This window comes from Arthrobacter sedimenti (assembly GCF_042652025.1).
Lineage (GTDB): Bacteria > Actinomycetota > Actinomycetes > Actinomycetales > Micrococcaceae > Arthrobacter > Arthrobacter sedimenti.
Map to the genome: position 1 here is coordinate 432,682 of NZ_JBHSDQ010000002.1, position 20,582 is coordinate 453,263.

General features: G+C 67.7%; 21 protein-coding genes. 15 read left to right on the forward strand and 6 right to left on the reverse strand.

Annotated features, from left to right (window positions below; all coding sequences use genetic code 11):
- Nucleotides 1–5: 5 nt before the first annotated feature.
- Nucleotides 6–1,142, forward strand: a complete 1,137-nt coding sequence (locus ACFO0G_RS07185; RefSeq protein WP_376976910.1) for a zinc-binding dehydrogenase — start codon at nt 6–8, stop codon at nt 1,140–1,142.
- Nucleotide 1,143: 1 nt separating this feature from the next.
- On the opposite strand, the gene ACFO0G_RS07190 is transcribed toward ACFO0G_RS07185, so the two are convergent.
- Nucleotides 1,144–2,076, reverse strand: a complete 933-nt coding sequence (locus tag ACFO0G_RS07190) for a LysR family transcriptional regulator (RefSeq protein ID WP_376976911.1) — start codon at nt 2,074–2,076, stop codon at nt 1,144–1,146.
- Nucleotides 2,077–2,187: 111 nt separating this feature from the next.
- Between ACFO0G_RS07190 and mmsB the strand changes: the two genes are divergently transcribed.
- Nucleotides 2,188–3,117 (forward strand): 3-hydroxyisobutyrate dehydrogenase, encoded by a 930-nt coding sequence (gene mmsB / locus ACFO0G_RS07195; RefSeq protein WP_376976912.1) that lies wholly within the window; start codon nt 2,188–2,190, stop codon nt 3,115–3,117.
- 50 nt (nt 3,118–3,167) lie between these two features.
- Nucleotides 3,168–4,652 (forward strand): CoA-acylating methylmalonate-semialdehyde dehydrogenase, encoded by a 1,485-nt coding sequence (locus tag ACFO0G_RS07200; protein ID WP_286403016.1) that lies wholly within the window; start codon nt 3,168–3,170, stop codon nt 4,650–4,652.
- 98 nt (nt 4,653–4,750) lie between these two features.
- Here the strand turns inward: ACFO0G_RS07200 and ACFO0G_RS07205 are convergent, their stop codons facing one another.
- Together ACFO0G_RS07205 and ACFO0G_RS07210 are read right to left on the reverse strand one after the other, a co-directional pair.
- Nucleotides 4,751–5,362, reverse strand: a complete 612-nt coding sequence (locus tag ACFO0G_RS07205) for a hypothetical protein (protein ID WP_376976913.1) — start codon at nt 5,360–5,362, stop codon at nt 4,751–4,753.
- 48 nt (nt 5,363–5,410) lie between these two features.
- Complete coding sequence (locus ACFO0G_RS07210) at nt 5,411–6,280, reverse strand: SGNH/GDSL hydrolase family protein (protein WP_286403018.1); 870 nt, start codon at nt 6,278–6,280, stop codon at nt 5,411–5,413.
- A gap of 78 nt (nt 6,281–6,358) precedes the next feature.
- Between ACFO0G_RS07210 and ACFO0G_RS07215 the strand changes: the two genes are divergently transcribed.
- A complete protein-coding gene (locus ACFO0G_RS07215; protein ID WP_286403019.1) occupies nt 6,359–7,009 on the forward strand; it encodes an alpha/beta hydrolase in 651 nt (216 codons plus the stop codon).
- A 32-nt stretch (nt 7,010–7,041) separates the two neighbouring features.
- Here ACFO0G_RS07215 and ACFO0G_RS07220 read toward each other — a convergent pair whose 3' ends face one another.
- A complete protein-coding gene (locus ACFO0G_RS07220) occupies nt 7,042–7,275 on the reverse strand; it encodes an RNA-binding S4 domain-containing protein (RefSeq protein WP_236821687.1) in 234 nt (77 codons plus the stop codon).
- Nucleotides 7,276–7,307: 32 nt separating this feature from the next.
- Here ACFO0G_RS07220 and ACFO0G_RS07225 point away from each other — a divergent pair, with 32 nt between their 5' ends.
- From ACFO0G_RS07225 to ACFO0G_RS07235, 3 genes are all read left to right on the forward strand, one after another.
- Entirely contained in the window at nt 7,308–8,297 is a 990-nt protein-coding gene (locus ACFO0G_RS07225; RefSeq protein WP_286403021.1) for a DMT family transporter, read from the forward strand.
- Nucleotides 8,298–8,427: 130 nt separating this feature from the next.
- Nucleotides 8,428–9,813, forward strand: a complete 1,386-nt coding sequence (locus ACFO0G_RS07230) for a glycine--tRNA ligase (RefSeq protein ID WP_286403022.1) — start codon at nt 8,428–8,430, stop codon at nt 9,811–9,813.
- Between the two features lie 2 nt (nt 9,814–9,815).
- Nucleotides 9,816–10,868, forward strand: a complete 1,053-nt coding sequence (locus ACFO0G_RS07235) for a GNAT family N-acetyltransferase (protein ID WP_376976914.1) — start codon at nt 9,816–9,818, stop codon at nt 10,866–10,868.
- A 74-nt stretch (nt 10,869–10,942) separates the two neighbouring features.
- On the opposite strand, the gene ACFO0G_RS07240 is transcribed toward ACFO0G_RS07235, so the two are convergent.
- Both ACFO0G_RS07240 and ACFO0G_RS07245 read right to left on the reverse strand, forming a co-directional pair.
- On the reverse strand, nt 10,943–11,764 hold the full coding sequence (locus tag ACFO0G_RS07240; RefSeq protein ID WP_376976915.1) for a lysophospholipid acyltransferase family protein: 822 nt from the start codon (nt 11,762–11,764) through the stop codon (nt 10,943–10,945).
- An 11-nt stretch (nt 11,765–11,775) separates the two neighbouring features.
- Entirely contained in the window at nt 11,776–12,558 is a 783-nt protein-coding gene (locus ACFO0G_RS07245; RefSeq protein ID WP_286403025.1) for an alpha/beta hydrolase, read from the reverse strand.
- 84 nt (nt 12,559–12,642) lie between these two features.
- Between ACFO0G_RS07245 and ACFO0G_RS07250 the strand changes: the two genes are divergently transcribed.
- From ACFO0G_RS07250 to ACFO0G_RS07285, 8 genes are all read left to right on the forward strand, one after another.
- A complete protein-coding gene (locus tag ACFO0G_RS07250) occupies nt 12,643–14,169 on the forward strand; it encodes a YibE/F family protein (protein WP_376976992.1) in 1,527 nt (508 codons plus the stop codon).
- Nucleotides 14,170–14,237: 68 nt separating this feature from the next.
- Entirely contained in the window at nt 14,238–15,416 is a 1,179-nt protein-coding gene (dusB, locus tag ACFO0G_RS07255) for a tRNA dihydrouridine synthase DusB (RefSeq protein WP_286403026.1), read from the forward strand.
- Nucleotides 15,364–16,713 (forward strand): deoxyguanosinetriphosphate triphosphohydrolase, encoded by a 1,350-nt coding sequence (locus ACFO0G_RS07260; RefSeq protein WP_376976916.1) that lies wholly within the window; start codon nt 15,364–15,366, stop codon nt 16,711–16,713. The genes dusB and ACFO0G_RS07260 overlap by 53 nt, the downstream gene beginning before the upstream one ends.
- A gap of 127 nt (nt 16,714–16,840) precedes the next feature.
- On the forward strand, nt 16,841–17,212 hold the full coding sequence (locus tag ACFO0G_RS07265) for a hypothetical protein (RefSeq protein WP_376976917.1): 372 nt from the start codon (nt 16,841–16,843) through the stop codon (nt 17,210–17,212).
- A gap of 1 nt (nt 17,213) precedes the next feature.
- Nucleotides 17,214–18,323, forward strand: coding sequence for an FAD:protein FMN transferase (locus tag ACFO0G_RS07270; RefSeq protein ID WP_376976918.1), 1,110 nt, complete (start codon nt 17,214–17,216; stop codon nt 18,321–18,323).
- Nucleotides 18,316–18,873 carry a ferric reductase-like transmembrane domain-containing protein gene (locus ACFO0G_RS07275; RefSeq protein WP_376976919.1) on the forward strand — a complete coding sequence of 186 codons (558 nt, stop codon included), beginning with the start codon at nt 18,316–18,318 and terminating at the stop codon, nt 18,871–18,873. The genes ACFO0G_RS07270 and ACFO0G_RS07275 overlap by 8 nt, the downstream gene beginning before the upstream one ends.
- On the forward strand, nt 18,870–20,273 hold the full coding sequence (locus ACFO0G_RS07280) for an NADH-ubiquinone oxidoreductase-F iron-sulfur binding region domain-containing protein (protein WP_376976920.1): 1,404 nt from the start codon (nt 18,870–18,872) through the stop codon (nt 20,271–20,273). Before ACFO0G_RS07275 ends, ACFO0G_RS07280 begins: the two co-directional genes overlap by 4 nt.
- Entirely contained in the window at nt 20,270–20,542 is a 273-nt protein-coding gene (locus ACFO0G_RS07285) for a ferredoxin (protein ID WP_376976921.1), read from the forward strand. Before ACFO0G_RS07280 ends, ACFO0G_RS07285 begins: the two co-directional genes overlap by 4 nt.
- The last annotated feature ends 40 nt before the right edge of the window (nt 20,543–20,582 follow it).

Below are 20,582 nucleotides of genomic sequence, written 5' to 3' on the forward strand. Positions count from 1 at the left end.
ATCCCATGAAAGCCGCCGTCCTGTACGCAACCGTCCCCGCCACTGGAAATGCCCCCGGTAAGAGCAGCTACGCCGATGACCGGCCGCTGCTGGTGCAGGAGCTCGAGCAGCCGGAGCCCCGCGCCCGTGAGCTGGGGGTTGCCATCACCTATTCGAGCCTGTGCCATTCGGATCTCTCCGTGGTGGACGGCTCACGGGTCCGGCCGCTTCCCATGGCGTTGGGCCATGAGGCGGTGGGGCGCGTAGTGTCCGTTGGCCAGGGTGTGGAGGACGTGTCCGTGGGCGACCACGTGGTGCTGGTGTTCGTGCCCAGCTGTGGCCATTGCCGGGCCTGCCTGGCCGGGCGGCCCGCGCTTTGCCACCGGGCAGCAGAGGTCAACGGTTCGGGGGACCTGCTGCACGGGCCTGCCCTGTTGCGGACGCCGGAGGGAGAGCGCATTAACCACCACCTGGGCGTTTCCGCCTTCGCGGACTATGCAGTGGTTGCGCGGGAATCAGTGGTGGTAATTGACGACGACGTCCCGGACACGGTTGCGGCGATGTTTGGTTGCGCCGTGCTCACCGGAATGGGCGCGGTGTTCAACACGGCGGGAGTCAGCCAGGGGCAGCACGTGGCAGTGTTCGGCTTGGGGGCGGTGGGCCTTTCCGCCGTCATGGCGGCACGCCTGGCCGGAGCTGCCAGCGTGATCGCCATTGATCCGAACCAGGGCAAGCACCAGCTCGCGCTCGACGCCGGAGCCACCGCCGTGGGAACGTCGGAGGATGCAAGGCGGTTGATCGAGGAAGCTTCGGGCGACGGCGTGGATGTAGCCATTGAAGCGGTGGGTTCGGCCGCGGTGATCGCATCCTGCCTGGAGCGGGTCACCCGGGGCGGGGCAGTGGTCGCGGTGGGCCTGCCGCACCCGTCCGCCGAGTTGACCGTCCCGGCCCTCCAATTCGCCGGTGCCGGCAAGCGGCTGCTGGGCTCCTATATGGGTGACGCCGTTCCCGCCCGGGATATCCCGCAGTACCTCGGGTACTGGCGGGAGGGGAGGCTGCCGGTTGAGCTGCTGCACACCGACACGCGGCCACTGAGCGAGATCAACGAGGGCCTGGATGCACTCGCGGCCGGGCAGGTAGTGCGCCGCCTCTTCCAGGCCTGACTCAGCCTGCCAGCAGTCCGGCCCGCTCCTTCAGCTCCTCCTTCAAGGCCGCAATCACCGCCTGCACCCGGGCCGACCGGAGCGACTCCGGACGGGCAACGGCCCAGATAGGGAGCTGGCGCTCAAAGTCGCCTGCCAGGACGGGAACGAAATCCTCCCGGTCCGCCACCATGAAGTTGGGCAGCAGGCCAATGCCGGCGCCCCGGCGGACGGCCTCCACCTGGGCGAAGACGCTGGTGGCCTGGAAGCTTGTCCGGGGCATCGGCAGCTGCGATGACCAGCGGGGGCCCAGCTCCGCCACCTGGAGCGCAGACTCGACGTAAGAGACAAACGCGTGCTGCCCCACGTCGTCGAGCGTTTCCGGCATGCCGTGCCGGGCGGCATAGTCCTGGCTGGCGTAGAGCCGCAGGTAGTAGTTGCTCAGGAAGATGGTCTGTGCGGTGCTGACATCGGCCCGGCCCACCACGATCTCCAGGTCCACCCCGGACCGGTTCTGGCTGACTTTACGGGTGGCGCTGAGCATTTCGATGTTCAGTTGCGGGTTCTGCTGCTGGAGCCGCACCAGCGATGGAGTGACGAACACCGCTCCCACTGCGTCGGTGGTGGCAACCCGGACCAGGCCTGCAAGCGCGCTCTGGTCCTGGCGGATCAGGCCCGAGAGCGAGCCGAGCGTGCTCTCGATCGCCTCCGCCGCGTCCACGGCGGCAGCACCGAGCTGGGTCAGCTCCCAGCCGTGCGGGCTGCGCTCCAGCGTGCGGCCGCCCAGCTGCTTGTCCAGCGCGAGGATCCGGCGCGAGATGGTGGTGTGGGTGGTCCCCAGGCTCTCGGCCACCGCGTTGAACCGGCCGAGGCGTGCAACGGTCAGAAGGATGAGCAGGTCGTCAGGGCTCGGCAGCCGTCTGGAGTCCACGATGGACCTTCCGTTGATGTGCATCAATGCACAGAGTGTCTGTGATTTTTCCCCTTGATTGCACCCTAACACGGTGTGATGGTTGACACAGGCATGCCGGCAAGAGCGCCGGAATGGAAGCAAAGGAGCTTACGCATGGCAGTTATCGGTTGGATCGGCCTGGGCAACATGGGCGGCCACATGTCGGTGAACCTGGTGAAGGCCGGGCACGAGGTCCGCGGGTTTGACCTCAACCCCGCGGCCCTGGACGCGGCTGCAGCAGGCGGTGTCAAGCGGGCCGCGAGCATCGCTGAAGCGGTGGACGGCGCGGACGCCGTGTTCACCATGCTCCCCAAGGGCGAGCACGCCCGCGCAGTGTATCTCGGCGGGGACGGGGTGCTGGCGCACGCGGACACGCGCACGCTGCTCATTGACTCCTCCACCATCGACATCGCCTCCGCCCAGGAACTGCACGACGCCGCTGCTGCCGCCGGCTTCCGTTTCGTGGACGCGCCGGTATCCGGCGGGATGAGCGGCGCGGAGGCCGGAACCCTGACGTTCATGGTGGGCGGTGAAGAAGGTGCCGTCAAAGATGCTGCCGGCTACATCGGTCCCATGTCCGGCAACATTATCCCCACGGGCGGCCCCACCACAGGGCAGGCGGCAAAGATCTGCAACAACCTGATGCTTTTCATCAACCTTGCCTCCACCGCTGAAGGGGCTGTGTTGGCTGACCGTCTGGGCCTGGACAAGCAGGTCTTCTGGAACATCGCCTCGGTCTCCTCGGGGGACTCATGGGCGCTCCGGACCTGGTACCCCGTGCCCGGTGTGGTTCCCACCGCGGCCTCGAACAATGACTTCGCACCCACCTTCACCACCGAGCTCGCCAACAAGGACATCGGACTGGCCGTCAGCGCAGCCGAAGACACCGGCACGCCCCTGGAGATCGGCAAGCACGTCCAGCAGCTGTTTCAGCGGCTTATCGACGCCGGTGAAGCCGGCAAGGACTGCTCCATGATCATCAAGCTCGTGGACGGCTCGCTTGAGGCCGCCGACCGGACGGCGTCCAACACGCAGTCCAACTAACTGCGCCGTCCAACCAGCCCACTGCAAGAACCGCAGGAAAAGAGACTCTTTTGGAAACCATCCCGCACTACATTAACGGCGCCCGCGTCACCGATGCCGACCGTTTCGGTCCGGTCTTCAATCCCGCCACCGGCCAACAGGAGAAGCAGGTGGCGCTCGCCTCCGCGGCCCGGACAGAGGAAGCCATCGCGGCCGCCCGCGCCGCGCTGCCTGCATGGCGCGCCACCAGCCTGGCCAAGCGCACCACCATCTTCTTCAAGGTCCGCGAAATCCTGAACCAGCGGAAGTCCGAACTCGCCGCGATCCTGACCAGCGAGCACGGCAAGGTCCTCTCCGACGCGGAAGGCGAAATCGCCCGCGGTCTGGAGAACATCGATTTCGCCACCGGCCTGTCCCACATGCTGAAAGGCGAGCGGTCGGAGCAGGTCTCCAGCGGCATTGACGTCCATTCCATCCGCCAGCCAGTCGGCGTGGTGGCCTGCATCACCCCGTTCAACTTCCCGGCCATGGTGCCGCTGTGGATGATCGGCAGCGCGCTGGCCTGCGGCAACACGGTCCTGCTGAAGCCGAGTGAAAAGGATCCGTCGGCGGCCGTCTTCATCGCAGAGGCCTTCGCCGAAGCGGGGCTGCCGGCAGGCGTGCTCAACGTGGTCCAGGGGGACAAGGAAGCCGTCGACGTCCTGCTTGAGCACCCTGACGTAAAGGCAGTCAGTTTCGTCGGGTCCACCCCCGTGGCCCAGTCCATCTACAAGCGGGCAGCGGAACACGGCAAGCGGGTGCAGGCCCTGGGCGGTGCCAAGAACCACATGGTGGTGCTTCCCGACGCCGACCTGGACATGGCTGCCGACGCTGCGGTATCCGCCGCCTACGGTTCCGCCGGCGAACGCTGCATGGCTGTCAGCGTCCTGGTGGCAGTGGGCAACATCGCCGACGACCTGGTGAAGGCGATTTCCAGCCGCATGGCAGACCTCAAAATTGGTGACGGCACGGATCCCGCCTCGCAGATGGGCCCCCTGATCACAGCGGAGCACCGGGAGCGCGTGGCTTCCTACGTTGCGGGAGCGGAAGGCGAAGGCGCAACCGTGGTGGTGGACGGCCGCTCGCAGCATTTCGACTCCAACGGGTTCTTCATCGGCGTCAGCCTGGTGGACCACGTCAAGCCAGGCATGAAGGTGTACGACGACGAAATCTTCGGCCCGGTCCTGTCCGTGGTCCGCGTGGACACCTACAACGACGCAGTCCGGCTTGTGAACGACAACCAGTTCGGCAACGGCACGGCCATCTTCACCCGCGACGGCGGAGCGGCGCGGCAGTTCGAGTTCGACGTCGAAGCGGGCATGGTGGGCGTCAACGTGCCCATCCCGGTCCCGGTGGGCACATTCTCGTTCGGCGGCTGGAAGAACTCGCTGTTCGGCGACACCCACATGTACGGGCCCGACAGCATCCGCTTCTACACCAGGGGCAAGGTGGTCACCACGCGTTGGCCGGACCCATCCACCTCGGTGATCGACCTGGGCTTCCCGCAGGTGGATTAGCAGGCTGGATTGAACCAGCGGACTCAGCAGATGGATTAACCAAAAAGAAGGTCGGGGACCGGAAACCGGTCCCCGACCTTCTTGCGAAATCAGGCTGGCTAGCCGTTCATGATGTCGCCGCGGCGCTTCATGTACTCCTCCATGGACAGCTCACCATTGCTGTACTGCTGGTCCAGTTCGGCGAGCTTGCGTGCCCGGAACCCCTGTGGCGCCGAGGGCGGAGGGGGAGTGGCAGGCCCGAAGGCCTGGCCCTGCCCCTGCTGGCCCCGGCCTGGCTGCTGGTACCCCTGCCCAGGCTGCTGGTACCCGGGCTGCTGGAACGGCGCTTCCTGCCCAAAGTCCTGTGACCCAGCGCCGAACCGGGGGTCCGGCATGGGCGGCTGTCCGTACTGGTACGGCGGCAGCTGCTGCCCGCCATAGGGTTGCGGCGGCTGGCCCGGCTGCCGGAAGCCGCCGGAGAAGTAGTCCTGCTGGGTGTACCCGTCGCGGGGCTGGCGGTTCTGCGGCCCGCCCGAGCCCGGAAACTGGCCATAGCCCGGGTACTGGTCCGGACCGGGGAACTGGTTCTGCCCCGGGAACTGGCCAGGTCCGGAAAACGGCCCGGGCAAGCCCTGGTCCCGGTCCCTCCGTGCCATGGAGCGGCGGTACGCCCGCATGGCCATGGGGACCACGAAGGACAGGATGATGATCCAGAAAAACAAGCTGCTCACGGTGCCGCGCCTCTCGTGTGTTGTCCTTCCAGCGTAACCCCGGCAGGCCTACTGGCGGCTGGGCTCGGCGGATCCCAGCGGACCCTCGCCGGAACCCAACGGAACGCCCGGGCCGAAGACCGGACCTGGCGTCGGCCGCTTTGCCGTGATGCCGTCCCCGGACGACTGGTGGCGCAGCCGGCGCAGCACCCACGGTACGAAGTATTCGCGCGCCCACACGAGGTCCCCGCTCCTGGCCTCGCGCCAGGTGCGCGGCGGCAGCGGCTTGGGCTGCAGCGGTTCCAGGGAGTGCTCCACGTTGAGCGCGTCCAGCACCATGGCCGCAATGGTGTGGTGTCCCAGCGGGGAGAAGTGCAGGCGGTCCTGGTCCCACATCTGCGGGTCGCTCAGCTGCCGCAGTGACCACATGTCCGCGATCACCGCATCATGCCGCGCTGCAACCGTCCGAAGGTTCTCGTTGTAGATGGCCACCTTGCTGCGGATCCGGCTGAGCACGGAGGAGCCCGTATCCGGCCCGTTGAACAAAACCACCGTGGCTCCGCCCATGGACAGGATCTGGACCACGGAATCGAGCTTCTCGGCCAGCGCGTCGGGATCGCCGCCGGGACGGATCAGGTCGTTGCCGCCGGCGGACAGGGTGACCAGGTCCGGCTTCAGTTCCAGCGCGGGAGCGAGCTGCTGGTCCACGATCTGCTGGAGCAGCCGGCCGCGGACGGCAAGGTTGGCGTACGCGAAGTCCGGCTGGGTACGGCCGAGCTCTTCGGCAACCCTGTCGGCCCAGCCGCGGTGGCCGCCGGGGCTTGAAGGCTCGGGATCGCCGATGCCCTCTGTGAACGAATCACCCATCGCCACATACCGGGTCCAGGGGTGGGAACCGGGGTGCGCGGACGGGGTCTGGATGGCACTTGCGTCAGTCACGGTCCTATCCTGCCTTCCGCCTCGCTGCCTACGCGAACGTAGGTTGTTACTTCCAAGTAACTGGTATGAATGGAAACCATGACTGACGCCGAAGTATTTCCTGCCCCTGTTGTCCTGTGGTCCCATCCGGAAGACCAGCGCGCCGGCAAGCCGCTGCTGGTGCTCCTCCACGGCTACGGCGCCAACGAGCAGGACCTGCTCAGCCTGGCCGACATGCTGCCCGGGGACTTCGCCGTCGCCTCCGTCCGCGCGCCCATCGCCATGGGTCCCGGCTTCACCTGGTTTCCGCTTACCGCGTCGATCGAATACTCGCTGGACCGGGTCAAGAAGGCCTCGGCCTACGTGCTCGACTGGATCGACGCCATCAGGCCCGGCCACCCTTCGGTGACCCTCCTGGGCTTCTCCATGGGCATGGCCATGGCCACCACGCTCCTGCGCCAGCGGCCCACCGACTTTGCCGCCGTCGTCGGACTTTCAGGCTTCGTGGTGGACGCCGCTGGCGACCCGACCTTCAAGGACGACGAGCTGGACGGCACCGTGCCCATGTTCTGGGGCCGCGACCAGCAGGACCCGGTGATCACCCAGGACAAGATCGAATTCACCATGGGCTGGGTCCGCAAGCACGTGAAGCTCACCAAGGTCCTCTACACCGGCATGTGGCACGGCATCAACCAACAGGAGATTGGGCACGTGGGGGAGTTCCTCACCCACGAGGTGCTGAACAAATAGAACGTACGACGGCGGCGCAACAGCTGCCGCCGTCAGTCCGCCTGGGGTGCCACCACCCGGACGGTCTGGCCGTTAACGGTGACGGTGTCCCCGTTGTGCAGCTGCCGGCCGCGGCGGTCGTCGATCTCGCCGTTGACCTTGACCAGCCCGTTCTTGATGAGCTCCGCCGCCTCCACGCCGTCCTCCACGAGGTTGGCGAGCTTCAGCAGCTGGCCCAGCCGGATCATGCTGTCGCGGATGGGGACGTCGTCAATGGGGTTGCTCATAGAGCAATAATGCCTGAACTAAGGTGGATTCAATGACCTCCCCTTCCCGCCTGCCGGTACTCGCAGGCCTGCCCCTGGCCGTGGGCTCCGGCCTTGCCATCCCCGTCCAAGGGCGGATCAACGGGGCGTTGGGGGCGCGGCTCAACGATGGAATCGCTGCCGCGGCCGTGAGTTTCAGCACAGGACTGCTGGTCATGATCATCATCTCCCTGGTGCTGCCGCGAGGCCGCGCCGGCCTGGCAAACATCCTCCCGGCCGTCCGGAACCGGGCGTTTCCCCGGATCTACGTGGTGGCCGGTGCCATCGGTGCCCTGTTCGTCTTTGCCCAGTCCTTCACGGTGGGCATCCTGGGCGTGGCACTCTTCACCGTCGCCACCGTTACCGGGCAGACGGTGAGCGGCCTGCTGGTGGACCGGCTGGGGATCGGCCCCGCCGGAAAGAAATCCGTGACGGGCATCCGCATCATTGGCTGCATCCTGACCATCGCCGCCGTGGCCTGGGCGGTGTCGCCCCGGTTCAGCAGCGGAGGCTCCGGGGACGGTGCGGCCGGGCTGCTGCTTCCCCTGCTCCTGCCGGTGGCGGCGGGCTTCCTCATGAGCTTCCAGCAGGCCATGAACGGTACGGCAACGCTCCACTACGGCACCCCCATCGCGGCCACCCTGGTCAACTTCGTGGCCGGCTGCATCGTGCTGTGGGCAGCGTTCGGGGTGAAGCTGGCCGTGGCCGGCCCCGCCAACCCGCTGCCGGGGGAGTGGTGGTACTACCTGGGCGGCCCCATGGGCTGCGTCTTCATCGGCCTGGGCGCCCTCCTGGTCCGCAGCCTGGGCGTGCTGGTCACAGGGCTGGGCATGATCGCCGGCCAGTTGCTCGGCTCGCTGGCTTTGGACCTGGCGCTTCCCGCGCCGGGCACCATCGTGGCTCCGGCCACGGTCCTGGGAACCCTGCTGACCCTCGGCGCCATTATCCTGGCAACCCTGCCCTGGCCGCGGGGCGCGCTGCGCGGGCAGCGGCCGGTACGCTAGGACACGAGCTTTCCACCGTCTTCCTTCATCCGCCCCGAAGCGTTGCCCGCTGTGCCCAGGCATACAGCAGCCGGGGCCCGAACAACCCGCGGACCGCACCCAGCGGCCCTGTAGAAATTGGAGTTATCCCATGGCAGCAAAATCCGTCCTCGACCAGGTCATTTCCCTCTCCAAGCGGAGGGGCTTCGTGTTCCAGGCCGGTGAGATCTACGGAGGCTCGCGGTCTGCCTGGGACTACGGCCCCCTGGGCGCCGAGCTGAAGGAAAACATCAAGCGCCAGTGGTGGCAGTCCATGGTCCGCGGCCGCGAGGACGTGGTGGGCCTGGACTCCTCCGTGATCCTGCCCCGCCAGGTCTGGGAAGCCTCCGGCCACGTGGAGGTCTTCTCCGACCCGCTGGTCGAGTGCCTCTCCTGCCACAAGCGCTACCGCGCGGACCACCTCGAGGAAGAGTACGAGGAAAAGAAGGGCCGCCCCGCCGAAAACGGCCTGAAGGACATCGTCTGCGCCAACTGTGGCACCCGCGGCCAGTGGACCGAGCCGCAGGAGTTCTCCGGCCTGCTCAAGACCTACCTGGGCCCGGTGGCCAGCGAGGAAGGCTTGCACTACCTGCGCCCCGAAACCGCGCAGGGCATCTTTGTGAACTTCAACAACGTCCTCACCACCTCCCGGAAGAAGCCGCCGTTCGGCATCGGCCAGATCGGCAAGTCTTTCCGCAACGAGATCACGCCCGGCAACTTCATCTTCCGCACCCGCGAGTTCGAGCAGATGGAAATGGAATTCTTCGTGGAGCCCGGCACGGACGAAGAGTGGCACAAGTACTGGATGAACGAGCGCATGGCCTGGTACACCGGCCTGGGCATCCGCGAGGAGAACCTGCGCTTCTTCGAGCACCCCAAGGAAAAGCTCAGCCACTACTCCAAGGGAACCACGGACATCGAGTACCGCTTCGGCTTCCAGGGCTCGGAATGGGGCGAGCTCGAAGGCATCGCCAACCGCACCGACTTCGACCTCTCCACCCACGCCAAGGCCTCCGGCACGGACCTGAGCTACTTCAACCAGGCCACCAACGAGCGCTACACCCCGTACGTGATCGAGCCCGCGGCCGGCCTGACCCGTTCCTTCATGGCGTTCCTGGTGGATGCCTACACCGAGGACGAGGCCCCCAACGCCAAGGGCGGCGTGGACGTCCGCACCGTGCTGAAGCTGGACCCGCGCCTGGCCCCGGTCAAGGCCGCCGTGCTGCCGCTGAGCCGCAACGAGGACCTGTCCCCGAAGGCCAAGGCCTTGGGCGCCCAGCTGCGGAAGAACTGGAACATCGACTTCGATGACGCGGGTGCCATCGGCCGCCGCTACCGCCGCCAGGACGAGATCGGCACCCCGTTCTGCATCACGGTGGACTTCGACACCCTTGAGGACCAAGCCGTCACCATCCGCGAGCGGGACACCATGAGCCAGGAGCGTGTCTCCCTGGACAAGGTGGAGGGCTACCTGGCGGCACGGTTGATCGGCGCCTGAGCATGGCCATCGAATATCGTGAATGGCGCGACGGCGACGACCTGGCGCTCCTGGAAATCTGGGGCGACCCGGACACCGCCCAGGCCCGCCAGTTCCGCGGCGCCCTCGCCGTGTCCTCCAACGCCAGGGACGGCATGCCCTGGCGCCGCTGCATCGTGGCGGAAGACGTCGTTGACGGCGTCGGCATTCCCGTGGCCGCCGGCGTCGTCTATGAAGCCTCGCTGCACCCCGAGCGCCTGTGGACGTACATCGAAGTGGCGAAGGACCATCGCCGCGCCGGCATCGGGGCCAGCCTCCTGACCATGCTGCGGCGCGAAGCCGAAAACGCACCGTCGGGCGTCACCAAACTCCGCGCCAAGGTGGAACCCGGCACGGCGGGTGCCGCGTTCGCTGAAGAGTCCGGGCTGGCGCCGATCCAGCGCTCCCGGCTGGTCATCGTGGAACCCGGAGCCCTGAAGCTGCCCGTCTTCCCGGACAAGGACCACGGCGGCCGCCCTATCGACGGTGAAAACGCCGGTTCCGATGTCGTCATGGACCTGGCCACCGGTTCCGTGGAGCTGACGGACGTGGTGGGCCGGTATTACACCTCCATCCACGGCTGGGACTCCCCGGGCGTCCTGTCCGTTGGACAGGTGCAGAGACTGTTCCTGGACGAGCTCACCGGAGCCCACGGCGCCATCGTCCTGCGGGCCCAGCCGGAATCCGCGTTCGGCCAGGGAGTAGCGCCCAGCAAAAAGGGCCGCATCCGCGCATTCGCGGTCAGCTACGCTGCACCCGCGGACCCGGATGCAGCGCCGGCCCACCTTGACAGCTCCGGTGCAGAGGCAACGGGCGCCGACACCCCCACGGACGTTTTCGTGGGGCATGAGCCATCCCTGGCCGCTGACGACGCCGCCGAAGCCGTCCGCGACATCCTCGCCCTGATCGCCTACCAGCACCCGGTCATGCTGGAACTGGACGATTCCATGACCGCCCTGCGCGCCGCCGTCGAGCCCCTCCTGGAGAGCGGCAAAGCCCGGCTGGCGGGCGCCGAAACCCTGGTGGTTTCGGACTAGCGACTGCCGGTCCACGTCAGCACCGTGCCACGCGCCGTCCCTGTGACAGCGCGTGGCACTGCCGCTTAAGCAGGCTACTTCGGGCGGGGAGCACGACGGCGGCCGGCGGCTGCGTCGGCCGCGTCCAGCAGTTGCCGCTCGGCGTCCGTAGGGGCGCTGCCACCCAAGTGCGCGGGCATCCACCACGCCCCTGGTCCGGGCTGAAGCGGAAAAGCGGCGATGCAGCGGTCAATCCCCGTCTGGAGCGTGGTGCGCAGCTTCTTCGTGGCAGCGTCCACATCAACGTCCGGCGGATACACTATCGGCACGCCAACCCGGACCTGGATGGGAGCCTGCCAGCTGCGCCGCAGGGAGAAGCCATGGCCGCGGGTCAGGATCCGATGTGCGCCCCAGACGGCCACCGGGATAACCGGGACACCGGCCTCCGCCGCCATGCGTACAGCCCCCGTTCGGCACTCGCGGACCGTGAAGCTGCGGCTCACTCCCGCTTCGGGGAATACCGCCAGGTACTCGCCGGCGCGCAGCTTGGCCACGGCGGTGCCGTAGGCGTCGGAGCGGTCGTTGTATCCCACCACCACCTGGCCGGAGGCGCTGATGGCGGGGCCGGCCAGCCAATGGTCCGCCGCGCCCTGGTGGACCAGGAACCGCAGCTGGGCACGGCTGCGGTTCCACAGGAGCAGCTCAAGGACGGCGAAGTCCAGGTAGCTGAAGTGCGTGACGGCGAACACCGCGCCGCCGGGGGGCACCTGCCGGGACGGGCCGGCCGGGGGTGGTGCCCCCGGGAGGTGCTCCAGGCCCTCTGCGCGGATGTCCAGCTGCAGGGCCCAGCGGAGGAACAGCCCGGTGCGGACGATCAGCCGGTAGAAGCGGTCGCTGGATGGGGGACGCCAGGGCATGGCCGGGCGGCCTAGAGGGTGACCTGGACGGAGGTGTCCGGCAGCAGCTCGGTGAAGGCCCGCGGCGGTTGGACCGCCGCCCCTGTGCTCTCGGCGAAGGACTTGATGACAAAACCGGTGGCGAGGGTGTGCCAAATACGGACCTTGCGGAGCATGAAGTGCCCCACGCCCCTCAGGGACACGTACTGCATGCTGGCTGCGTCCGAAGCGGCGCGCCGGGCGAAGGCAAGGGACTGCGTGGGGCTGGTCATGTGGTCCGTGGTCCCGTGGATGATCAGGACCTTCCGGCCCCTAACCCTGTCCGCAGGGGTTTGCGGGTCCAGCCAAGGGGCCAGCGCCACCACAGCCTCCACCTGCGGATGGTCCGCGGCGCACACGGCGGTCAGGCCGCCCATGGAGTGGCCCAGCAGGAACACCGGAACATCGGGGTGGCGTTCTGCGATCTGCCGCAGCGCCCACCGTGCGTCCTGCAAGGGGGACATGTCGGGCCCGTTCCAGCCGCGGACGCTGTTGCGCAGGGACCACACGGCCAGCCCGTGTTTACGGCCCGCGCGGTGCAGGTGCCGGGCGAAGGGCACCATACGCGCCGGGCTCAGATGCCGCGCCTCCACGGGATCCCGGCTGTGGGCCTTGCCGCCGTGCAGGACCAGGACCACGCCCTTGGTGTCACCGGAGGCATCCAGGACGCTGAGTACGGGCTGGTGGGCGGAAACGTCCGGCACCTGCCCGGCCTGCACACCGCCCTTCCCAGGTGCTCCATTGCTGCCGCCCCCATGCCCACCACGGTTGTCCATGCTTGGCTCCTCCCCATCCCGATGGTCCATTTATCAAACCCTATGGCGCCGCACGTAGAGTTCAACCATGAGGTTGTACTGCTGATGGGCGCCGGTCACTCCCACGCTTCCTTGGATCATTCGGAGCCGACGCCCCAGGCGATGGCTGCCCGCAGCAAAGCGAACCGCATCCTGGCCTTAGTGCTGATTCCCGTGGCGCTGCTGACCCTGGCCGGGATGGCCGCCCTCTGGCCCTCCGGGAGCAAGGAGGGCATCTCGCTCGCCAACCCGTACTCCACCGCGCCCGGGGTCACCTTCGATACGGGCACGATCCAGAGCGTGCTGACCGGGAGTTGCATGCAGGGATCCGGGCAACAGGGTCCAACTCAACAGGGCACGGGTCAACAGGGGTCCGGCCAGCAGGGTTCAGACCAACAGGGGTCCGGCCAGCCACGCACCACACAGCAACCACCAAGCCAGGGCTCCGAGTGCACCTTCGCCGTCACCGAGCCGGACAAGGGCGGAAGCCCGGTGAAGGTGGTCATCAACCCGGACGTCGCCTCCTCCCATGGCGTGAAGCCCGGGGACCAGATCCGCTACCTGAACCTCTCCAATGTCCAGGGCGCCACCGGGTCACAGGGTTCGCCAGCCTACATCTTCATGGACTTCGTCCGCACCATGCCGATCATCCTGCTGGCCGTGCTCTACGCCGTGGTGGTCATCGCCGTCGCCAGGTGGCGCGGATTGCGCGCCCTGATCGGGCTGGTGGGCGCCTATTTCGTGCTCGCGAACTTCCTGCTCCCTGGGCTGGTGGAAGGCAAGCCGCCCCTGCTGCTGGCCCTGGTGGGGTCCACGGTGATCATGATCGGGGTGCTGTACTTCGCCCACGGCTTCTCTGCCCGCACGTCCACCGCGCTCCTGGGCACCATCTTCGGGCTAGCCATCACCGCCCTGCTCGCAGCCTGGGCCACGGACGCCGCCAACCTCGCGGGTGTGGGCAGCCACGACGCCGCCACGTTGGTGAACACATCGTCCAACATCTCCATTTCCGGGGTGATTCTTTGCGGGCTCATCATCTCCGGCCTGGGTGTCCTCAACGACGTCACCATCACGCAGTCCTCTGCCGTCTGGGAGCTCTACGAACTGGCACCAGCCAGCAGCGCCCGGAAGCTGTTCACTTCCGCCATGCGGATCGGTCGGGACCACATCGCCTCCACCGTGTACACCATCGCCTTTGCCTACGCCGGCGCGGCGCTGCCCATCCTGATCATCGTCATGCTCTACGACCGGCCCTTGATGGACACCCTCACCAGCGCTGAACTCTCAGAGGAAGTCATCCGGACACTGGTCGGTTCCATCGGGCTGGTCCTGGCTATCCCCGTCACCACGCTGATCGCCGTGCTGGTGGTCAAGGCCACAGGAGTTAAGGCAGCGGGCACCCAGTCGCTGGACGCCGGACGCCGGAACGGAATGCACGACGGCGGGCACCACCACGCGGAGGACGTTGCGGACACCGGGGCGCTCGCCGCAGCCGCGCTTGAGGCACGCAGCCGGCGTATCGCCGTCGAACCCGCCGTCGAACCCGCCACGGAGCCCGCCACCCGCCGGGGACGGCGGGCAGACCGCGGCTGACTGCTGCCGCGGCGGAGCCGGAGGGGACCGGCAAAGCCCGATTTGCCCGGCTTTGCAACAATGGTCAGGTGACTGTTGCAGCAACTCCTCCCGCCCCCAAGCTGGAACTCCCGCCCCTGAAGCTGGGACCCATCACGGTTGACACCCCGGTGATCCTTGCCCCGATGGCCGGCATAACCAACTCCGCGTTCCGCAGGCTCTGCCGGGAGTACGGCGGCGGCATGTACGTGGCGGAGATGGTGACCTCCCGTGCGCTGGTGGAGCGGACGCCCGAATCCCTCCGCATCATTTCGCACGACGACGACGAAAAAGTCCGGTCCGTGCAGCTCTACGGCGTGGACCCGGGCACGGTGGGCGCCGCGGTGCGGATGCTCGTGGAGGAAAACCGGGCCGACCACATCGACCTCAACTTCGGCTGCCCCGTCCCCAAAGTGACCCGGCGCGGCGGCGGCTCGGCGCTGCCCTGGAAGATCGACCTCTTCACGTCCATCGTGCAGACCGCCGTCAAGGAGGCGTCCAAAGGCAACGTCCCGCTGACCATCAAGATGCGGAAGGGCATCGACGAGGACCACCTGACGTACCTCGACGCCGGGCGCATCGCCCGCGATTCCGGAGTTGCCGCCGTCGCCCTCCACGGCCGCACCGCCGCGCAGTTCTACTCGGGCCAGGCCGACTGGTCCGCCATCGCCCGGCTCCGCGAGGCGCTGCCCGACATTCCCGTGCTGGGCAACGGCGACATCTGGTCCGCAGAGGATGCCGTCCGGATGGTCCGGGAGACCGGCGTGGACGGCGTGGTGGTGGGCCGCGGCTGCCAGGGCAGGCCCTGGCTCTTCGGTGACCTGCAGGCAGCGTTCGAGGGCAGCGAGGTCCGGCACCGCCCCAACCTCCGCCAGGTGGCCGAAGGTGTTTACCGGCACGCCGAACTGATGGTGGAAACCTTTGGTGATGAAGGCAAGGCGCTGCGCGAGATCCGCAAGCACATCGCCTGGTACTTCAAGGGCTACGTGGTGGGCGGGGAGCTGCGCACCCGGCTGGCCCTGGTCACTAGCCTCGAGGTGCTCCGGGACACCCTCGCCGAGCTGGACCTGGACTCGCCCTATCCGGGGGTGGATGCGGAAGGCCCGCGCGGCCGCGCAGGGTCGCCCAAGAAGCCCGCCCTGCCCAAGGACTGGCTGGACTCCCGTGCCCTGAACGATGACCAGTCCCGCAATATCGCCGCCGCCGAACTGGACGTTTCCGGTGGCTGAAACACCGACTGCCGGAACTCCCACCGCAGCCCTGGCCCTGCCCGGCTACGACACGCACGATTCCGCCCGCTGGGTGGAGGAACCGCCCAAGAGCACCTACCGCTCGGACTTCGAACGGGACCGTGCCCGGGTGCTGCACTCCTCGGCGTTGCGGCGGCTTGGCGCCAAGACCCAGGTGGTGGCACCGGACACCGACGACTTTGTCCGCACCCGCCTCACCCACAGCCTGGAAGTCGCGCAGGTGGGCCGCGAGCTTGGCCGGGCCCTGGGCTGCGACCCGGACGTGGTGGACACGGCCTGCCTCAGCCACGACCTCGGCCACCCGCCCTTCGGCCACAACGGCGAATCGGCGCTGAATGAAGTGGCGCATGCCATCGGCGGCTTCGAAGGCAACGCCCAGACACTCCGCCTGCTCACCCGCCTGGAACCCAAGGTGCTCACGGCTGACGGCCACCCCGCCGGACTGAACCTGACGCGGGCAAGCCTGGACGCGGCGTCGAAATATCCCTGGTCAGCCCTGGAAGCACCTGTAATCCACGGGCAGCGGACCAGCAAGTTCGGCGCCTACGAGGATGACCTCCCCATCTTCAACTGGATCCGGGAAGGAGCCCCGGAACGCCGTACCTGCCTGGAAGCGCAGGTGATGGATCTGGCGGACGACATCTCCTACTCCGTACACGACGTGGAGGACGCGATCGTTGCCGGCCACTTCCAGCTGCGCTGGATGGACAACCCGGACCACCGCGCCCGTGTGGTGGGCTACGCCAAGCAGTGGTACCTGCCGCACAACGACCCCGCCGCCATCGACGCCGCACTGGCCCGGCTGGAGGCCACCGACGTGTGGGTCCGCGAAGCCGACGGCAGCCGCAAATCCATGGCTGCCCTGAAGAACATGACCAGCCAGCTGATCGGCAGGTTCTGCCAGTCCGCCCTGGAAACCACCCGCGCGGTCTACGGCCCGGAAAACCTGACGCGCTACAACGCCGAACTCATTGTTCCGGACGAGACCGTCATGGAAATCGCGGTGATGAAGGGCCTTGCCACCACCTTCGTCATGACCACCGAACACCGGCAGCCCATCTACGAGCGCCAGCGGGAAGTGCTCCATGCCCTGGTCACGGCCCTCAGCGCCACCGGTGACCGGCACCTGGAGCCGATGTTTGCAGCGGACTGGCGGGCAGCGGACGACGACGGCAAGCGCCTTCGCGTGGTCATCGACCAGGTGGCTTCGCTCACCGACGGGTCGGCCCTGGCAATGTACGAGCGCCTGGTGGGGAGCCTGCCCTCGCTCTGGTGAACCGGCCCGTACCCCGTGCGGGGAAACTCCTCGACGTCCTCCTGATCAACAGCTTCCTTAAAGCATCTACACAGGAAGGAAGCGCACCATGGGAGGAAAGGCAGGCCGCTAGGAACGGGAGCAGGTCATGAGTACTCGAAGCAGGGGCAAGCGGCTGGCCACCCGAATCACCGCAGCGGTGGGCGTTGGCAGCTTCGCTGCTGCAGGCGTGGCCGCATCCGCTGTCTATGCCGCGACTCCTTCCGTGATTGCCAGGACAACCGCGGGTACGGACAGCAACACGCAGGACGGCGGTACGCAGGGGAGCACGCCAAAGTCCGGCTCCGGCCGCTCGGATGACGACGGTTACGGCACCCGGCAGGACAGCGGCACCGGGCAGAACAGCGGCACCCAGAATGGTGGCTCGCGGCGCTCGAAGAGCTACGGCAACAACGGCAGCACCAGCCCGGTCCAGCCCGGAAAGGGCGGCACCATCCACGGAAGGTCCTCAGGGTCCTGACGTGGCCGCTTCAGACACCACCCATCGCATGGGGGCCCGGGAATCCGCAGCGGCCCCCGAACACGAAGCCGCACTGGCTCCCACAGCACAATCCAACTGGATCGTATGGGAACTCGAGGCAGCCGTCACGGTGACCGCGCCCGGCCTGCTGCATGATGCGGAAGAGATTGTTCGTCAGGTGCTGGCGGCGGTGGACCATGCCTGCAGCCGTTTCAGGGCCGACTCGGAACTGGTGGCGCTTCAGCCCGGAATGGCATCTGGCGTCAGGGTGAGTCCCATGTTCCGGCTGCTCTTGGAGCGCGCCCTTGACGCTGCCAGGATGACCGGCGGCGCTGTTGATCCCACTCTCGGAGCGGATCTGGCCGCCCTGGGCCACGGTCCGGAAATTCCGGGTGAACACTCCAACCCGCCAAACACAGCGGGCAGGCCGGGAATCCGGAGCGTGCACGTATCGCCGGTGCCTTCGCCCCCGGGCCCGATGCCGCCGCCGGCACCGCGGGCGCCAGGCTGGTCGCAGGTTCATGTGGACGGCGACGTGCTGACCGTCCCGGACGGGCTTCGCCTCGACCTGGGTGCAACGGCCAAGGCTGTCGCAGCGGATCTCGCCGCTGCTGAAGTGCACCGGCGGCTGGGCTGCGGAGTCCTGGTAAGCCTGGGTGGAGATCTGGCCAGCGCAGGACCCGGCCCGCAGGACGAGCAGTCGGAGGCCAAGTCCGGCCAGTGGCAGATCTTGGTGCAGGACCTTCCTGCCGACCCCGCCCAGCACATTTCGCTGGCTTCGGGATTTGCCCTGGCAACCTCCAGCACGCAAAAGCGCCGCTGGCTCCACGAAGGCACCCAGGTGCACCACATCCTCGATCCCCGTTTTGGCTTGCCCGCGGAACCGGTGTGGCGCTCGGTGACCGTGGCGGCGCCTACCTGCCTGGAGGCGAACGCCTTCAGCACCGGGGCGATCGTCCGGGGCTTCAAAGCCCTCGAGTGGTTCCGGGCCGAGGGCATATCCGCCCGGTTCGTGGACAGCCGCGGCAGGGTGGCGGCAACCGGAGACTGGCCCGCCCAAAACTACCTCCCAGCCGAAAGCTCCAGCAGGGGAGGCCTGCGCCGTGGATGAGGCAATGTGGGCTTTCGGACGCGTCAGTGGCTTCGTGTCACTGGCGCTGTTTACCGCGTCGGTGCTGCTGGGCATCCTGAACCGGTCAGGCCGGCCACTGCTGGTGTTGCCGCGGTTCTCCATCAGCCTCCTGCACCGGAACATTGCCCTGCTCGCCACGGTTTTCCTGGGGCTGCACGTTGGATCCCTGCTCCTTGACTCCTTTGCCAAGCTCAATCCCGTGGATATGGTGGTGCCGTTCCTGGGGTCGTACCAGCCGTTCTGGCAGGGGCTGGGCACGGTCGCCCTGGACCTGGTCCTGGCCGTCGTGGTCACGGCGTTGCTGCGGCATCGTATCGGGCAGCGCACCTTCAGGGCCGTCCACTGGCTCAGCTATGGCGTTTGGCCCGTGGCCATGGCCCACGCCCTCGGAAACGGCACTGACGTGTCAAGCGGATGGTTCCTCCTGCTGGCTGCGGCGTCCGCAGTGGCTGTTGCCGCTGCCCTGATGTGGCGGTCGAGCCCGTCCTTCCTCGAAACCTTCCGCGCCAGGCAAGGAAACCTCCCTTGAGCCAACCCCGTGACAGCTACCCCCAGACGTCCCAGGACAACTACCAGGACAGCTACCAGGGCCGTCAGCACAACGGCCACCAGGACGCGTACACTCCCGTGCCCCGCCAGGGGCCGGGCGGAAGTTACCGGGACGGCATCCAGGACAGTATCCGCCAGGAGCCGCGCCTCCTGGCGGCAGGCCCCGATGCAGGCTGGGCCCGGCACCTGGACACTTTCGGCCAGTGGGAGCCGCAGGCGGCAGGTCCGGGTCTCCTGGAAGTGCTCGCTGAATCCGGGCTGACCGGCCGCGGCGGAGCCGCATTCGAAACCTGGCGCAAGGCCACTGCAACTGCCGGTACCGGGCGAAAGGGTTTGTTCGCCGCCCGGCCCGTGGTGATTGCCAACGGCGCCGAGGGCGAACCGCTCAGCTTCAAGGACCGGACACTCCTCGCCCACGCGCCCCACCTTGTCATTGACGGGTTGATCGCCCTCGCCGCCGCCCTGGGCCAGACAGGCGGCAGGACAAGCAGCCAGACAAGCGCGGGCGGCACAAGCATGTACGTTTACGCCCCGGCGGCCAGCCTGCCCCGTGTGAAGCAAGCCCTCGGGGAGCGTCCGGGCGGCAAAAAGATCCGGGTAGTGCAGGCTCCCGAAACGTTCATCTCCGGTGAGTCGAGCGCCGTCGTCAACATGATTGAGAACGGTACCGCCCTGCCCACGGACCAGCGCCGGCGCCTCAGCGAGTCAGGCCTGAACGGCCGCCCCACGCTGGTGGTCAATGTCGAGACCCTGGCCCAGGTGGCCCTGATCGCCCGCTACGGCGCGCAGTGGTTCCGGCAGGCGGGCACCGCCACCGATCCCGGCACCAGGCTGGTGTCCATGTCCGGTCCTGCCTTTACAAGGGACGTAGTGCTGGAGGTACCGGGCGGGGTGCAACTTTCCGCCGTCCTGAAGGAAGCCGGAATGGATCCGGGATCCTTATCCGCCGTCCTGGTGGGCGGGTACCACGGCCGGTGGGTGCGGCCGGCCGACCTCGCCCTCACACCCGCAGGAGCGCCGGGCCGGGCAGTCCGCCCGGGTGCGGGAGTTATCCATGCCCTGGACCTGCAGACCTGCGGGATCCAGGCCACGGCCCGGATCCTCAACTACCTGGCCGGCCAGTCCGCCCGGCAGTGCGGCCCCTGCATGTTCGGGCTGCCGGCCATGGCGTCCGTCCTCAACCGCATCGCCGGAGGCGAAACAAATCCGCGGCTTAGCTCCGAGCTGGACCGCCTGGGGCGTCTGGTTTCCGGGCGCGGCGCATGCCGCCATCCCGAAGGGACCACCGGAATGGTCAGCAGCGCGCTGGAGGTCTTCGCCGCTGACTTCCGCGCCCATCTGTCCGGTTACTGCACAGTCCCGGGAGGCGTGGCGGCATGAAAACGTACCTGCACATCGACTGGACCAGCTGCGATGGCCGCGGCCTGTGCTCAGAGCTGCTTCCCGGAGTGCTCGACAGGGACGACTGGGGCTACCCGGTGGCACGGGGCAAGGTGGGCCGTGACCGCACCGACGTTCCGCTGCGGGACGCCGACCGGGACGCCGCGCAGGAGGCCGTCTTCCTTTGTCCCAAGCTTGCCCTCAGCCTGGTGGAGCGCGCGGCGCCCGCAGCGGGACAGCGGATGCCGGGCGGGACGCCCGGCCGGTAGCCCTGCCAGTGGCACCAAGCCAGTGACACTAAGATTGCTG

Coding starts and splice junctions, on each gene's coding strand:
- ACFO0G_RS07185 (WP_376976910.1), top strand. CDS start 6: ATGAAAGCCGCCGTCCTGTACGCAACCGTCCCCGCCACTGGAAATGCC.
- ACFO0G_RS07190 (WP_376976911.1), bottom strand. CDS start 2,076: ATGCACATCAACGGAAGGTCCATCGTGGACTCCAGACGGCTGCCGAGC.
- mmsB (WP_376976912.1), top strand. CDS start 2,188: ATGGCAGTTATCGGTTGGATCGGCCTGGGCAACATGGGCGGCCACATG.
- ACFO0G_RS07215 (WP_286403019.1), top strand. CDS start 6,359: ATGACTGACGCCGAAGTATTTCCTGCCCCTGTTGTCCTGTGGTCCCAT.
- ACFO0G_RS07220 (WP_236821687.1), bottom strand. CDS start 7,275: ATGAGCAACCCCATTGACGACGTCCCCATCCGCGACAGCATGATCCGG.
- ACFO0G_RS07225 (WP_286403021.1), top strand. CDS start 7,308: ATGACCTCCCCTTCCCGCCTGCCGGTACTCGCAGGCCTGCCCCTGGCC.
- ACFO0G_RS07230 (WP_286403022.1), top strand. CDS start 8,428: ATGGCAGCAAAATCCGTCCTCGACCAGGTCATTTCCCTCTCCAAGCGG.
- ACFO0G_RS07235 (WP_376976914.1), top strand. CDS start 9,816: ATGGCCATCGAATATCGTGAATGGCGCGACGGCGACGACCTGGCGCTC.
- ACFO0G_RS07240 (WP_376976915.1), bottom strand. CDS start 11,764: ATGCCCTGGCGTCCCCCATCCAGCGACCGCTTCTACCGGCTGATCGTC.
- ACFO0G_RS07245 (WP_286403025.1), bottom strand. CDS start 12,558: ATGGACAACCGTGGTGGGCATGGGGGCGGCAGCAATGGAGCACCTGGG.
- ACFO0G_RS07250 (WP_376976992.1), top strand. CDS start 12,643: ATGGGCGCCGGTCACTCCCACGCTTCCTTGGATCATTCGGAGCCGACG.
- ACFO0G_RS07260 (WP_376976916.1), top strand. CDS start 15,364: ATGACCAGTCCCGCAATATCGCCGCCGCCGAACTGGACGTTTCCGGTG.
- ACFO0G_RS07265 (WP_376976917.1), top strand. CDS start 16,841: ATGAGTACTCGAAGCAGGGGCAAGCGGCTGGCCACCCGAATCACCGCA.
- ACFO0G_RS07285 (WP_376976921.1), top strand. CDS start 20,270: ATGAAAACGTACCTGCACATCGACTGGACCAGCTGCGATGGCCGCGGC.